At 59.4% G+C, this 15,526-nt stretch carries 10 protein-coding genes and 1 tRNA gene; 6 read left to right on the forward strand and 5 right to left on the reverse strand.

Features of this window, described 5'->3' with window-relative positions; translation table 11 throughout:
• Positions 1-66 precede the first annotated feature (66 nt).
• Both rpoC and IZV00_RS09095 read left to right on the forward strand, forming a co-directional pair.
• A complete protein-coding gene (gene rpoC / locus IZV00_RS09090) occupies positions 67-4,323 on the forward strand; it encodes a DNA-directed RNA polymerase subunit beta' (protein WP_196224361.1) in 4,257 nt (1,418 codons plus the stop codon).
• A gap of 215 nt (positions 4,324-4,538) precedes the next feature.
• A tRNA-Gln gene (locus IZV00_RS09095) sits at positions 4,539-4,612 on the forward strand.
• 545 nt (positions 4,613-5,157) lie between these two features.
• Here IZV00_RS09095 and IZV00_RS09100 read toward each other — a convergent pair.
• On the reverse strand, positions 5,158-5,835 hold the full coding sequence (locus tag IZV00_RS09100) for a TetR/AcrR family transcriptional regulator (RefSeq protein WP_196224362.1): 678 nt from the start codon (positions 5,833-5,835) through the stop codon (positions 5,158-5,160).
• Positions 5,836-6,182: 347 nt separating this feature from the next.
• On the opposite strand from IZV00_RS09100, the gene IZV00_RS09105 reads away from it, so the two are divergent.
• Complete coding sequence (locus IZV00_RS09105) at positions 6,183-6,764, forward strand: nitroreductase family protein (RefSeq protein WP_196224363.1); 582 nt, start codon at positions 6,183-6,185, stop codon at positions 6,762-6,764.
• A gap of 155 nt (positions 6,765-6,919) precedes the next feature.
• Here IZV00_RS09105 and IZV00_RS09110 read toward each other — a convergent pair whose 3' ends face one another.
• The 3 genes from IZV00_RS09110 to IZV00_RS09120 form a co-directional block, all read right to left on the reverse strand.
• Positions 6,920-7,336 carry a VOC family protein gene (locus IZV00_RS09110; protein ID WP_230463155.1) on the reverse strand — a complete coding sequence of 139 codons (417 nt, stop codon included), beginning with the start codon at positions 7,334-7,336 and terminating at the stop codon, positions 6,920-6,922.
• Between the two features lie 33 nt (positions 7,337-7,369).
• Positions 7,370-9,868, reverse strand: coding sequence for a TonB-dependent receptor (locus tag IZV00_RS09115; RefSeq protein WP_196224364.1), 2,499 nt, complete (start codon positions 9,866-9,868; stop codon positions 7,370-7,372).
• A gap of 347 nt (positions 9,869-10,215) precedes the next feature.
• Positions 10,216-11,283 (reverse strand): hypothetical protein, encoded by a 1,068-nt coding sequence (locus tag IZV00_RS09120; RefSeq protein WP_196224365.1) that lies wholly within the window; start codon positions 11,281-11,283, stop codon positions 10,216-10,218.
• Positions 11,284-11,557: 274 nt separating this feature from the next.
• Between IZV00_RS09120 and IZV00_RS09125 the strand changes: the two genes are divergently transcribed.
• A complete protein-coding gene (locus tag IZV00_RS09125; RefSeq protein WP_196224366.1) occupies positions 11,558-12,538 on the forward strand; it encodes a phytanoyl-CoA dioxygenase family protein in 981 nt (326 codons plus the stop codon).
• Here IZV00_RS09125 and IZV00_RS09130 read toward each other — a convergent pair.
• Positions 12,479-12,955, reverse strand: a complete 477-nt coding sequence (locus IZV00_RS09130; protein ID WP_196224367.1) for an Lrp/AsnC family transcriptional regulator — start codon at positions 12,953-12,955, stop codon at positions 12,479-12,481. The two genes, IZV00_RS09125 and IZV00_RS09130, sit on opposite strands and share 60 nt — an antisense overlap.
• Before the next feature lie 118 nt (positions 12,956-13,073).
• On the opposite strand from IZV00_RS09130, the gene alr reads away from it, so the two are divergent.
• Positions 13,074-14,204 (forward strand): alanine racemase, encoded by a 1,131-nt coding sequence (gene alr / locus IZV00_RS09135; protein ID WP_196224368.1) that lies wholly within the window; start codon positions 13,074-13,076, stop codon positions 14,202-14,204.
• Positions 14,201-15,454: a D-amino acid dehydrogenase gene (locus IZV00_RS09140; protein ID WP_196224369.1), complete on the forward strand. Its 1,254-nt coding sequence runs from the start codon at positions 14,201-14,203 to the stop codon at positions 15,452-15,454. The genes alr and IZV00_RS09140 overlap by 4 nt, the downstream gene beginning before the upstream one ends.
• Positions 15,455-15,526 lie beyond the last annotated feature (72 nt).

Consider the following 15,526-nt stretch of genomic DNA (forward strand, 5'->3'; position numbering starts at 1 on the left):
CTCCCCAAGACAGTGCCCCTCCCTGCCCTCGCCCCGAACAATTTACCCTCTAGAGGGACTTGAATTATGAACGAACTGACGAACTTCGCGAACCCGGTCCAGAAGGCCGAAACCTTCGACCAGATCCAGATCGGCCTTGCCTCGCCCGAGCGCATCCGGTCCTGGTCCTTCGGCGAGATCAAGAAGCCGGAAACCATCAACTATCGCACGTTCAAGCCCGAGCGTGACGGCCTGTTCTGCGCCCGCATCTTCGGTCCGATCAAGGACTATGAATGCTTGTGCGGCAAGTATAAGCGCATGAAATATAAGGGCATCGTCTGCGAAAAGTGCGGTGTCGAAGTCACGGTGTCGAAGGTCCGCCGCGAGCGCATGGGCCATATCGAACTGGCCGCCCCGGTCGCGCACATCTGGTTCTTGAAGTCGTTGCCGTCGCGCATCGGCCTGCTGCTCGATATGCAGCTCAAGCAGCTTGAGCGCGTACTGTACTTCGAAAGTTACATCGTCACCGAGCCTGGCCTGACCCCGCTCGAAAAGTTCCAGCTTCTGAACGAAGACGAACTGCTCGACGCGCAGGACGAATATGGCGAGGACGCCTTCTCCGCCGGCATCGGCGCGGAAGCGGTCAAGCAGATGCTGATGGACCTCGACCTTGAGGGCGAGAAGCAGGCGCTGCTCGATGAGCTGGCCGTCACCAAATCGGAACTGAAGCCCAAGAAGATCATCAAGCGCCTGAAGGTGGTTGAGAGCTTCCTGGAATCGGGCAACCGCCCCGAATGGATGATCCTGGACGTCGTGCCGGTCATTCCGCCCGAACTGCGCCCGCTGGTGCCGCTGGACGGCGGTCGTTTCGCGACCTCGGACCTGAACGACCTCTATCGTCGCGTCATCAACCGTAACAACCGCCTCAAGCGCCTCATGGAACTGCGCGCGCCGGACATCATCGTCCGCAACGAAAAGCGCATGCTGCAGGAAGCCGTTGACGCCTTGTTCGACAATGGCCGCCGTGGCCGCGTCATCACCGGCGCGAACAAGCGTCCGCTCAAGTCGCTGTCCGACATGCTCAAGGGCAAGCAGGGCCGCTTCCGTCAGAACCTGCTCGGCAAGCGCGTCGACTATTCGGGCCGTTCGGTCATCGTGACCGGCCCGGAACTCAAGCTGCACCAGTGCGGCCTGCCCAAGAAGATGGCGCTCGAACTGTTCAAGCCCTTCATCTACGCCCGCCTCGACGCCAAGGGTCTGTCCATGACCCTGAAGCAGGCCAAGAAGTGGGTCGAGAAGGAGCGCAAGGAAGTCTGGGACATCCTGGACGAGGTGATCCGCGAGCACCCGGTCATGTTGAATCGTGCACCGACACTTCATCGTCTGGGGATCCAGGCGTTCGAACCCGTGCTGATCGAAGGCAAGGCGATCCAGCTGCACCCGCTCGTCTGCTCGGCTTTCAACGCCGACTTCGACGGTGACCAGATGGCCGTCCACGTGCCGCTTTCGCTGGAAGCCCAGCTGGAAGCCCGCGTGCTGATGATGTCGACCAACAACATCCTCTCGCCCGCGAACGGCAAGCCGATCATCGTTCCGTCGCAGGACATGGTGCTGGGTATCTATTACCTGTCCATGGAGCGCGAAGGTGAGCCGGGCGAAGGTATGCTGCTGGCCGACATGCAGGAGGTCCATCAGGCCCTCTATGCCAAGGCGGTGACGCTGCATTCGAAGATCGTCAGCCGCGTGCCGCAGACCGACGAAAACGGTCAGCAGTATATGAAGCGCTTCGAGACCACGCCAGGCCGCATGCTGCTGGGCGAATGCCTGCCGCAGAGCCACAAGGTGCCCTTCGACGTCGTCAACCGCCTGCTGACCAAGAAGGAAATCGGCGACGTCATCGACCAAGTCTATCGCCACACCGGCCAGAAGGACACGGTGCTGTTCGCCGACGCCATTATGGCGCTGGGCTTCCGCCACGCGTTCCAGGCGGGCATCTCGTTCGGCAAGGACGACATGGTGATCCCGGATTCGAAGGAAGGCACCGTCGCCGAAACCAAGGCGCTGGTGGCTGACTATGAGCAGCAGTATCAGGACGGCCTGATCACGCAGCAGGAAAAGTACAACAAGGTCATCGACGCCTGGAGCCGTTGCGGCGACGTGGTGGCGAACGCCATGATGGACGAGATCAAGGCCCAGCCCAAGGACCCGCAGACCGGCCGCATGGCCCAGATCAACTCGATCTACATGATGGCGCACTCCGGTGCCCGTGGTTCGCAGGCCCAGATGAAGCAGCTTGCCGGTATGCGCGGCCTGATGGCCAAGCCTTCGGGCGAGATCATCGAAACGCCGATCATCTCGAACTTCAAGGAAGGCCTGACAGTCCTTGAATACTTCAACTCCACCCACGGCGCTCGTAAGGGTCTGGCCGACACCGCGCTCAAGACGGCGAACTCGGGTTACCTGACCCGCCGCCTGGTTGACGTCAGCCAAGACTGCACCATCGTCGAGGAAGATTGCGGCACCGAAAAGGCGCTGGAGATGAAGGCCATCGTTCAGGGCGGTTCCGTCATCGCCTCGCTGGGCGAGCGTATCCTGGGCCGCACCACGGCGCAGGACATCGTCGACAGCAAAGATGGCAGCATCGTCATCCCGATCGGCACCCTGCTCGACGAAGCTATGATCGCGCAGATCGAGGCTATCGGCACCCAGGCGGTGAAGATCCGCAGCCCGCTGATCTGCGAAAGCCGGATGGGCGTGTGCGGCAAGTGCTACGGCCGTGACCTCGCCCGTGGCACGCCGGTCAATATCGGCGAAGCGGTCGGCGTCATCGCGGCGCAGTCCATCGGTGAACCGGGCACGCAGCTCACCATGCGTACTTTCCACATCGGCGGCGCGGCGAACTTCAACGAAACGTCGAACCTGGAAGCCCTGTCGGACGGCACGATCGAGCTGCGCGACATGCCGACCATCACCGACAAGAATGGCCGTCGCCTGTCGCTCGCCCGCAATGGCGAGATCGCGATCATCGACTCCGAAGGCCGCGAACGCGAAACGCACCGCCTGCCTTACGGCGCCACCATCCTGTTTGCGGATGGCGACACCGTGAAGAAGGGTGAGCGCTTCGCCGAGTGGGATCCGTTCACCATGCCGGTGATCACGGAAAAGCCGGGCATCGTGAAATATGTCGACCTGATCGACAACAAGACGCTGACCGAGCAGACCGACGAAGCGACCGGCATCGCCCAGCGCGTGGTCATCGAACATCGCGGTTCCGCCCGTACCAAGGAAGATCTGCGCCCGCGCCTCACCCTGCTCGACGATCAGTCGGGCGAAGCTGCTCGCTACATGCTGGCGGTGGGTGCGACCCTCTCGGTCGATGATGGTGCACAGGTGCAGGCCGGTGACGTGCTGGCGCGTGTCTCTCGCGAAGCCGCGAAGACCCGCGACATCACCGGCGGTCTGCCGCGCGTCGCCGAACTGTTCGAAGCCCGCAAGCCAAAGGACAATGCGATCATTGCCAAGGTGTCGGGCCGCGTGCAGTTCCTCAAGGATTACAAGGCGAAGCGCAAGATCGCCATCAATCCCGAGGACGGCGGCGAGCCGGTCGAATATCTGATCCCCAAGAGCAAGGTGATCGACGTTCAGGAAGGCGACTTCGTGAAGCGCGGCGATAACCTGATCGGCGGTTCGCCCGATCCGCATGACATTCTGGAAGTTCTCGGCATCGAGCCGCTGGCCGAATATCTGGTCGCGGAAATCCAGGAAGTCTATCGCTTGCAGGGCGTGAAGATCAACGACAAGCACATCGAAACGATCGTTCGTCAGATGCTGCAAAAGGTCGAGATCATCGAGTCCGGCGACACCACTCTGCTGGTTGGCGAGCAGATCGACCGCGAGGAAATGGACGAGATCAACGCCAAGCTCCAGCCGGGCTTCGCGCCCGCCGCTGGCAAGCCGGTGCTGCTCGGCATCACCAAGGCCTCGCTCCAGACGCGTTCGTTCATCTCGGCGGCCTCCTTCCAGGAAACCACCCGCGTCCTCACGGAAGCGGCGGTTCAGGGCAAGAAGGACACGTTGGTTGGTCTGAAGGAAAACGTCATCGTCGGCCGCCTCATCCCGGCGGGTACTGGCGCGGGCATGAACCGCATGCGCGTTGCCGCCTCGTCGCGTGACGCAGCGATGCGGGCCGCTCTGCGCGCTTCCAGCCAGGTCGATCTGATCGCGCCCAAGACGGCTGCTGAAGAGCATGCCGCAGAACTGGCGCAGGGTCCGGAAGCCGCCATTGGCGACGATCCGCTCGGCGCGGTCCAGGGTGAGGATTTTACCACCCAGGATCTCGACTGACGCTTTGAAATCACGGGAACCGCTTCCTATCTTGGATAGCGGCTCCCAAGCCCATCGATCCCGCAAGGGAAGGTGAAAGAGCCCGCCGGACGCGTCAGCAGTCCGGCGGGCTTTTTCCTGACCGGACTATGCGGCATTTTCCGGCGCAAGCCCCTTGACCAGCCGATCCAACCAGCTTATTTGCGCGCTTCCGATGCGGGCTACACCCGCCTTGGTGCCCGATCCTCTAATGGTAAGAGAGCGGACTCTGACTCCGTCAATCAAGGTTCGAATCCTTGTCGGGCATCCAAACATTCGGCAATCTAGAAAATTTATGCCATCTATGAACTTGGCCATCACCTTCTCTGGCCGATCGCTGGTGTTTGGCGGAGGCATTGGGCTTGATGACTGATCGCGGTGGAAGCAAAGGGTCGATGGGCGCCTGACGCAATCCGCCAGCTGACGTGAGAGGAGCATCCAAAGTGGCGTCACAATCAAGCGACAAGCCGCTCTTCCTGTTCACGAAATATCAGAAGCTGACTTCTACGCGGACCTGAGACATTGGCGCACCAACATCCGGCCACGTCACTGGCCGGAAAACCTTCGCGTCATCTCACTGGACGGCCTGGCACTCATCGGCCTCGATGATCAAGGCAATGCGTATCTGAATGGGCAACGCCTATATACAGCACGCCGCTTCGCTTGGCAGGAACGGCTGATCGCGGGATTGCTCGCGCTGTCGGCTATCGTCGGCGCTATCGCCGCCTCCTGCTCAGAGTGGGCAGACTTGCATCCGCTTTAATCGCCTGATGTATGGCCGCGGCCAAGAGCTCCTGCTCCCGCCCCCAATTACCGTCACGCAGCCGGGCGAAGCCCTCTCACTTCCTCGGGAGTGATGGTCTTGGCAAGATTGACCAGAGATTTCACGGCAAAGGCCTTCAGTTGCGGCATCTTGGCCTCCCACGGCTTGCCATATCCCGCCAATATCGTTGACCCTTCGATCGACGTGTTGATGAACAGGGTCACGATGTCGACTTCCTCGGGGGAAAGCGCCGGGTTGAGTTCGGCGACATAGGAAGCCATCAGATTGTGCATATACTGGTTGACCATCTCGACCCGTTCCGCGACGAACTGATTGTGGTTCGCCATCGCCCACAATTCTGTAAACAGGTGGGTCATCTTCTTCGTCTTCGTTTCGTCCAAGGTGCCCCCGATGACCAGCGCGAGCGCTTCTTCGGCGGGTAATCCCTGATTGGTGAGGCTGACCCTCGCCTCCCCCACGGTCGGGCTCAGCAGTTCGTCCAGCAGCACCTGAACCAGCATTTCCTTACGCGGGAAATGACGGCTCACATTTCCGACCTTCATCCCACATTCGGCAGCAATCCGGCGAAGGGTGAACGCCGATGCGCCCTCATCGACGAGAACGTGCAACGCGGCCTTCAGGATTGCATCGACCGTGTCGGAACCCCGGGAGTATACTCCCGGGCGAGGAGGAGCGACAAGCTTGGCCTTTTTCACCTTAAGATCAGTCATACTCCCCCGTAGCGCTGATTTGAATTGATGAAAAGTTCTGCTCGCATGTCATCTGACCTTTCAGCTTATGAAAAGTCGATAGCGTTATTCACCGGTCGCGACATGGGTTATCAAAGGGCTCCCCACTCCAACTTTCCGCTATCCAGTTACGAAGGTTGCACGCGCCGAAGACCCTCGGGCAACCATGATCAATAGTAACCGCAGAACATAATGGTCCGAAGCGCGGCCCTGCGATCGTCGCCGCCATCAGGACGTTGACATGCGACAACTTTTAGTCAAGCATTTCTGGTGATCTGCGGCGAAAGCCTGTGTAAAATCCATCTTGTTTGCAAAGGACCCTTAACGACATGACGCTCAACCGGGAAACCGATACGGCCCTCGACCCTTTGTTTCTAAATCGCTGGTCGCCGCGCGCCTTTGATGGCTCCGTCATGGCCGCTGACGATCTGCGCACCATATTGGATGCCGGACGCTGGGCGCCCTCTTCCTTCAATTATCAGCCCTGGCGCTTTCTCTATGCGACGCGTGACGATGCCGCCAATTGGGCGCGCTTCCTCGATTTGCTGATCCCCTTCAACGCGATCTGGGCCAAGGAAGCCTCGGTCCTTTTGTTCATCCTGAGCGAAACGACGATGGGGTCGCCGGACAAGCCCAGCCATTCGCACAGTTTTGACGCTGGCGCCGCCTGGTCGGCCATCGCGCTGCAATCGACCCTGATGGGCTATCACGCCCATGGCATGGTCGGGATCGATATGGACAAAACCAGGGCGGAGCTGGGCGTTCCGGACGGGTTCCGGATAGAGGCCGCCGTAGCGATTGGCCGCATGGGCGACCCCGCGTCTCTTCCGGAAAAGTTGCAGGCGCGCGAAGAACCCAGCAACCGCAAGCCTCTCGAAGAGATTGCCTATTCCGGCAACTTCCGCGGCTGACTTGAAACTGCGGCGCCGATCATCGATCGACAAGCGCCATTATGAAAGTGGGGGGAGGCACCATGTACCTCCCCCTTTCCCCTGATCCAGAAGCCTTCAGGCGCTGGACGTCACAAGATGATCGCTCACATTTGCACGCGTGATGGGCACGCGCCTCACATGAGCTGGACCACCTCGATCAAATTGCCTTCGACGTCTTTGACGAAGGCCACATGTACGCCATGTTCGGGCTGGGGATAAGCAGCCACGACCACAACACCTCCTGCGGCGGCGGCACTTTCCACGAACCGGTGGATATCATCGGCGATGAACCCCAGGATAACCGACTCTGTGGTCGATTTTTCTACGTCGAGAAATTTCGTCAGCGTGAAGTTCCCCGTGCCCGGCGGATTTGACTTGAAGTACAGTTCCCGAATGGGACGCCCTGCGATCTCCGCATCGGCCTGCGCTTCCTCGACCAGGCCGCATACGGCGCCATAGAAAGCCGCAACCTTGTCAAGGTCCTGCACGATCAGCTTGGTGAAGCCTAAAGGAACTACTTTATTCACATCTGACATATCATCGCTCTTCATTTTTAAGCATATTCAACTCTTCGGAACTTCAAGTCATTTTCCGAATGAGTAGCGCAGACGCACCCCGTACATTCTGGGTTCGCCATATAACGTCGCCGTAAAGAATTGGCTGTTATAGGTATTGCTGTTGCTGACGCGATACAGCTTGTTCGTCAGGTTGGTGGCGTAGAAGCCTACGTCCACGCGGCTACCTGCAACATTCCGCCAATCGAGCGACAGGTTCAGCGTTCCGAATGGTTCAAGCCGCTCGCCCGGCTGATCCCCAGGAAGGCTGGTCCCCGCCGTATGCTGCGCCGACGTGTGTGAATAGTTGACGAACATCGCAAGTGTGCCGAGATCGCTGCCAAGCGGCTGCTCTGCGGACACGTGGAAGCTGTAGATGTACGGCGACACATATTGGAACGGGATGCAGGTCAGATCTACAGTCGCCGGAGCACTTATGACATTGCCGGTACAGTCCTGAGTGGGGCTGCTCGGCGCGAACTCATATTTCTTATATTTGGCATCTGTATAGCTGAATGTACCGCCGATTTCGACACCGGCAATCGGCCGCAGCGACGCTTCCGCCTCTATGCCCTGGATGCGCGCATCTGCGGAAAGAACCCTTGCGCCAGCGGCTCCAGTGTCGGGATTGAAGTCACCGGTCGCGCGCTGAATGCCCTTATAGGTCAGATAATAATAGGTAGCGTTGAGCCGAAGCGGCATGCCCGCCAGTCGCACATCTGACTTGAAGCCCGCTTCATAGGATGTGACGAACTCCGGCGGGAAAGTGCGGGTGGTCGTAAACACCGCATTGGCATTTATGCCACCGGCCTTATAGCCACGGCTGATCTTGCCATAGACGAGGAGCTCAGGCGAGAATCTGTAATCTACACCAATATTCCAGGTCGGCTCATTGGTCTTCAGATTCGCCTCGAATGAGCAACCGGCAGCGTCTGGTGCGATCGTATTGTCGGCGAAGCAGAAGAATGCTCCTGGAGCAATTACCTGATACAGACCCGCCGAGCCGCTGACCCTATCCCAAGTGTACCGAATGCCGCCGGTGACCTTCAGGTTCTGCAATGCAGGCGAAACCAGTCCCAAATCCAGCGTCGACTGCGCGTATAGCGCTTTGGACGTATTGGTGATCGCATATCTTATATCATACACGCCGCAAACCAATGGGTTGCCCGTGAACAAAGCTGGACAGAAACCGGTTGCACCCGCCCCCTGAGTCCCGGCCGGACGCTGATCATAGTAGAACGCGCCCGCGGTAAAGGTGAGCAGCTTGTCGAACAAATCGCCCTGAAGCTGCAATTCTTCGGTGAAAACCTTGATATCATCGCGCGGCAGGCGTGTCGGCGAAGCATTATCGTAGACGACCGGGGTGCCGTCGCCGGGCAAAGTGACTACGCCGGGAGCCGGATAGCTTCTTGGATCGCCATCATCGAACTGGAAGATGGTGCCGTCACTGTCGACGCTATATGTCGTCTTGAAGCGTTGATAGCTGATGATGTTGCGCAGCGTCAGCTCTTCGTTCAGATTGAGCGTGGAAGTATTGGTAACACCCCAGGTCTTCGTCCTTTGAAACGAATTGGTGCCATGGGCTGTTTGTCTGGGTCCACGAGCATCTGCTTCCGCGCTAGCCGCCCTGTAGACGTCGCACGATGCGCTAAAGCCAGGGATTGTCGGTCCTTCAACGCAGAAAGGAAGGCCGACAAAACTCGTGGCCGCCAGTCCCGCAACGTTGAGATGCGTGTTGACCGTACCGGTCCCATGGGTCCGGGAATTCGCCCCATAGGCCATGGTATAATTTTCAAAAGTCTCGGTCGGCCGCAGCGTCAGCCCAACGCGCCCCGAATACCAGTGCAAATTATCGCGATCGGTGTTCCAGACCACGTCCCGCGTGTAGCCATCACGATCCTGATAGGCTCCGGCAACCCGCAGCAGGACCTTGTCGTCCACGATCGGAACGTTGATCGCGCCCTCAAGCTCCTTGTTGTCGTAATTGCCGAACTTGCCTTGAACATAACCTTCAAAGTCGTTCGTCGGCTTTTTTGGAACGAGCAGCACTGCGCCGCCAGTCGTGTTACGTCCGAACAAGGTTCCTTGCGGGCCGTTCAGGACCTGGACATTCTCCAGATCTACGAAATTACCGGCACCGCCTTGTTGAGGAATTGAGATCGGCGCAGGCAGCGGCACTTCGTTCAGATAGACAACCACGCCAGGCGACGCCTGGAAGGTCGCACCCTGCCCTCGGATCGTAAAGCTTTGCGCTTCACGTGAGGGATTGCCGTTGTTGCCAACCACCAGAGAGGGAACCGTCGCCTGCAAATTTTGCGGCTGCGTTATGCCTTGCTGCTGAAGACGCTCTGGCGAAAATGCCGTAATCGCGATGGGAACGTCCTGCGCGCGCTCGTCACGGCGCTGCGCGGTAACGACGATTTCATCCGGGGCCGTGTTCACGCTTGAACTAGCGGCCGATTGGGCCTGTGCCTGCGCGGCTCCCGCAATGCACAACGCCGTCATGCCGGACGCGTAAAGAATCTTCATTCCATTTTGAACTGATCGCATCATTGCTACTCCCCTTTTGTAGCAATGTCCTATCTACCCAGGACATCGCGGTAACTGGCACTGTAATATTTACCGGTTCGTCGGCGATCGGGATTTATGTTCTTCCAATCAGCGCTTTGACTGACCGATCCCAATTTCGCCTGTGTAATAGTTGACGTATTTCAACCATTGTCAAGGCGAAATCATTGCGGCCCACGCCCACGGAAAATTACATTTATGGCTGGCATCATGGGCGGCACGCGCCATCGCACGCCCCGAAACGCAAATGGCGAGCCGTTCCCGACCCGCCATTCGTTCGTACCTTATGATATGCGGACGATCCGCTATCAGGCCGCGAGCGGCGCCTCGTCCATGTCAGCCGGAATGTTCGTCGGGCCGTTCACGGCGAACACCTGGCTGAGCATGCCGATGAACGCGCGGTCGGTCAGCGGATCGGTCGGCGTTTCAAACTGAGCGCCACGGTTGCGGGCTTCGTCCATCAGCATGTTCAAAGCCTGGTCGTGCGTGATGTCGTCCGTGTGGTCGAACGTCCGCTTCAGGTCGGCCATGTCCATGAACACTCGTGCGCCCCAATGAACCAGCAGGCGCACTTCATCTGCCGGCAACTGCTGATTGACCACGCCGTTGGTCTCAATCCGCCAGCCGCCTTCGACCGTTGGATCGGGTGCCATCACGCTGCTGATATCCAGACCTTCGGAACGACGCATCGCAAGCGGGCCGGTCGCCTGAGCATGGTGGAACATCATTTCATTCTCGGCAACGACCGCGCGACCCCACATAGGCGCGGTGATCTGCTTGGGCTCCCCACGAGGACCATCCGGCCAATAGTTGAAGCCGCCGCCGATATTGCCCTTATAATACCAGCCGGTGACCTGCATCTTCTTGCTCCGCCACTGCTCGAACAGGCGCGACTTGGCCATCGTCAACAGAAGCCAGATCGGCGTGTTTTCCATGGTCATTCCGCGGAAGACCGTCCCATCGAGATGCGGCGGCCCACCGATAAGGGTCGGCCCCTGAATGTTGATCAGAAACGTCTCTGGCTCAGCATATTTCGCGCCCCAATAGTTGCGCGACATTTCGAGGAACTTGGAGTTATAATAGCAATCGTTCAGTTCTGGATAGAAACATACACCCTGACGGGCGATGTACCCACGAAACGTGCCGCTGCCTTGCAGTATCATGTCCCAGGTAAGGGTCACGCCTTCAGGGATTACGCCACCTACGGCGGCGATGACTTCTTCCGGTGACTTGAAATTCTCGGCCAGAATAAGCGGCCACGGGCCATTTTCCCGCACAACCTTGAATATCCGCTGACGCTGATCTTCCGTGTAGGCATTCTCGATCACATAGGGCGGCGCAAACGGACGGAACTGGTCGGCAATGTCGGTGGTCATCAGGCACTCCATTGATAAACTGGACGTCGTCTCACTCCAATCGCCCGGAAATGCCGTTGGCCCGCCGCGAGTCGAAGGGATGCGCTAACCGGATGTTGGACCATAAGTTGACGATCGTCAACTGTGTCAAAAATTAGAAATATGTAATGATCGCGCCATCGTTCCGCCTGAGCGGAAATTGGTCGAAAATGTTGACGATAGTCAACATCGATGGGACAAAATGACGCAGTTGAAAAAGGGCCAGGATTCATGTCAGCCCCAAGAGAGGAAATTTATGGGCCTTCAAACTTTCAGCCCCGATTGCAGCGTTGAAGACCTAGTCGCCGCAATGAACCGTGACGGTGCGTGCATCATAAGGGACATGCTCTCACCCGAAATATTGAAGGCGCTTCAGGAGGATGTCGCGCCCTGGATCGAACAGACCGCGAATGGGCGGGACGAATGGGCGGGGCGCAAGACGAAGCGCACAGGCGGGTTGATCGCGCGTTGCCCAACGGTGCGTGAAATCGCGGTTGACCCCCTCATTCTGGGCGCTGCCAACGCCACACTGCGCCCCTATTGCTCGAAGATCCAGCTCAACATCACCCAACTCATCACGATCATGCCCGGTCAGGGCGCGCAGCCCCTCCACCGCGATCGCTTCGTATGGGGCGGCGATGACAGCGGCGGCGTCATTCCTGAAGCCATCGAACCGCAATGCAATGGCATTTGGGCCGTCGAGGACTTCACCGAGGAAAATGGCGCCACGCACGTCGTGCCGGGCAGTCATAAATGGCCGTTCACCCGTCAGGCGCGCCGCGACGAAAGCGTACAGGCGGTGATGAAGGCGGGCTCCGTGCTACTCTATAACGGCACCGTCATTCACAGCGGCGGCGAAAACTGCAGCACCGTCGCGCGCAAGGCCCTGAACGTCACTTATACGCTCGGCTGGCTGCGACAGGAGAAAATCAATATCTCTCCTGCCCGCCCGAAATCGCTCGCCATTTCGACCAGCAACTCACCGACCTCATCGGTTACAGCTTCGGCAACTATTCACTGGGCTTTTACACTGATCCGCTCAAGACGGGGCAGCATAGCGACATCATGCCCCCGGAAGCCGCACTCGGTCGATTCCCCGTCGAAATCCCCAGAATGGTACAAACGGACGCCGTCGCGGAGCCAGGCTGACCGATTTGCACCCGGGGAACGCCCTGCCCTACCGGCCCCTCGGCCCCGCCGATCGCGGGCTCAGCGCATCGCGCATCGCGACGCTTGAATTGATGCGCGCTACGCCCGGCATCCGGGACAGGATTTCGCTATGGATGATTTCATAGGCGGCAACGCTTTCCGTTTCAACGCGCAGCCAATAATCCGTCCCGCCCGTCATCAGGAAGCATTCGCGAATTTCCGGACATTGTCTGACGGCATGTTCAAAACGTGCCAAATAATCTTCGGTCTGCCTGTCGAGCGTCACCTGCACCAATATGTTCACGCTATTCTCGCCGACCCGCAAGGGGCTGGTCAGCACCGTATAGCCGCGAATGACCCCCGCATCTTCCAGCAGCTTGATCCGCCGGTGACAGCTTGACGGCGACAGCCCGACTTCCTCGGCTATCTCGGAGTTGGGACGTCTCGCATTCAGCCTTAGCAAGCGCAGGATCGCACGGTCGGTCTGATCCAGTCCTACGGCCATTTCGCCCAATTCCTTCGCACATTCTCTCAATAATATCGACATTGTAGAACATACTGCGTCACTTTGGGAGAAAAAGGCATAATCCCCCTTCTACAAAATGCATGAGGGGGATCGCTAAATGGGATCGCTGGATTGCGCGGGCGCGGTGTTACGCATCGATTTGAACGCCCTTGTGGAAAACTACCGCATCATTGCGCGCCGCGTGGCACCTGCGGAGGTGGCTGGCGTCGTCAAGGCGGATGCCTATGGCACTGGCGCTTCGGCGGTAGCATCCGCCTTGCTGGACGCGGGTTGCCGCCGCTTCTTCGTGGCGCAACTGAACGAGGCGCTGGCGCTCAGACCTGACCTTCCGGGTTCAGCGCAGCTTTTCGTGCTGAACGGCCTCCAGCCCGGAGCCGAACGGCAGTGCCGGGACGCAAGCGCGACGCCCGTCCTCAATTCCCTCGATCAGATCAGACGCTGGTCGGGCCTCGCGCAGGCAACGGGCCGCCCCCTTCCCGCAGCGCTTCAGGTCGATAGCGGCATGTCGCGGCTCGGCCTTTCCCCGAACGAAGCGAAGGCGATCCTTGCTGACCGATCGCTCCTGAACGGCATCGACCTCGTGCTCATCATGAGTCACCTCGCCTGCGCCGACGACCCGTCTTCCGCCTTCAATGACAGGCAGGTCGTGGCCTTCGACGATTTTGCCCGCCACTTCCCCGACGTGCCGCGTTCGCTCGACAATAGCGGCGGCAGCTTTCTGGACCATTCCCATTATGAGGTCGTGCGCGCCGGGATCGCACTTTACGGCGGGGCGCCGCAGAACGGACTCAATCCCATGCGCCCGGTCGTTTCGCTGGAGGCGCGGATCGCGCAGCTACGCACTGTCACTCCCGGAACAGGCGTTGGATATGGCCTCTCCCACACGGCAGAGCGCGTATCGCACATCGCAACCATTCCTGTCGGCTATGCGGACGGCTGGCCGCGCCATCTCAGCAACCGCGGCGCGGCCTTCATCGGCAATATCAGGGTGCCGATCGTCGGCAGGGTGTCGATGGACAGCATCACACTCGATGTGACGAACGTTCCCGACATGCTGCTCTATCCCGGCGCGCCTGTCGAACTGCTCGGTCCCCATCAGTCGATCGACGATGTCGCGGCCGACGCGGGCACCATTTCCTACGAAATCCTCACCCAACTCGGCCACCGATACGCCCGTGAATATCACGCCGCGCAGGCCATCGAGCAAAAGCGGAGTATGACAGCATGAAGGTCGCCATTCTGGGAAGCGGGGTCATCGGCGTAACTTCGGCCTGGTATCTCGCCAAAGCGGGCCATGAAGTCGTCGTGATCGACCGGCAGTCCGGCCCGGCGCTGGAAACCAGCTTCGGCAACGCCGGAGAGATTTCGCCGGGCTATGCCTCCCCCTGGGCCGCGCCGGGCATACCGATGAAGGCGCTGCGCTGGCTGTTCATGCAGCACGCGCCGCTCATCCTTCGCCCGACATTCGATGCCGCCATGTGGCGCTGGATGGTGGCCATGCTCGGCAATTGCACGGAAAAGGCCTATACCGTGAACAAGAGCCGCATGGTGCGCCTGGCCGAGTTCAGCCGCGATCAGCTTATTGCACTCCGCCACGAAACCGGCATTGCCTATGATGAACGGACACAAGGTACGCTCCAGCTGTTTCGCGAACAGAAGCAAATGGACGGTATCGGCAAGGATGTCGCCGTGCTGAAGGCTGATGGCGTTCCCTTCGAAGTGCTCGACCGGGCAGGCTGCATCGCGGCCGAACCAGGCCTTGCGAACAGCGCATCGCCAATCGTGGGTGGCCTGCGCCTGCCCAATGACGAAACGGGGGATTGCTTCAAGTTCACCAACGCTCTTGCCGTCATGGCAAAGGCGGCGGGCGTCACTTTCCTGCACGACCACAAGATCGAGCGCCTCGTCACCGATAATGGCGCGATCGATCATGTCGAAACCGACAAGGGACCGATCAAGGCAGATGCGTTCATCGTCGCGCTGGGCAGCTATTCCCCGCTGCTGGTGGCGCCGCTGGGGATCAAGCTGCCAGTCTATCCGGTGAAGGGCTATTCGATAACCGTTCCCATCACCGATGCGGAACGCGCCCCTGTTTCCACGCTGTTGGATGAAAGCTTCAAGGTTGCCATCACCCGGCTGGGCGACCGTATCCGGGTGGGCGGCATGGCAGAGCTTTCAGGCTTCTCGACAAACCTTCCCGACAAACGGCGCGACACGCTGGAATATTCGGTTGAGTCCTTATTTCCGGCGTCCGGCAATCTTGGCCGTGCCAGCTTCTGGTCGGGCCTGCGTCCCATGACGCCGGACGGCACACCCGTGATCGGCCCTACGCATATTCCGAACCTCTACCTCAACACCGGCCATGGCACGCTTGGCTGGACCATGGCCTGCGGGTCCGGCCATGTGATCGCGGACATTATTTCCAACCGGAAACCGGCGATCGAAACCGCCGATCTTTCCATAGCGCGATATCGCTAACGCCCGCGCGGTGCAGAGGACATGGGGCCGTCGTCTCGCATATCTACGCGACGACGGCGCCAATTGCCCTAA

This window comes from Sphingobium sp. Cam5-1 (genome assembly GCF_015693305.1).
In the GTDB taxonomy this organism is placed as follows: Bacteria; Pseudomonadota; Alphaproteobacteria; order Sphingomonadales; family Sphingomonadaceae; genus Sphingobium.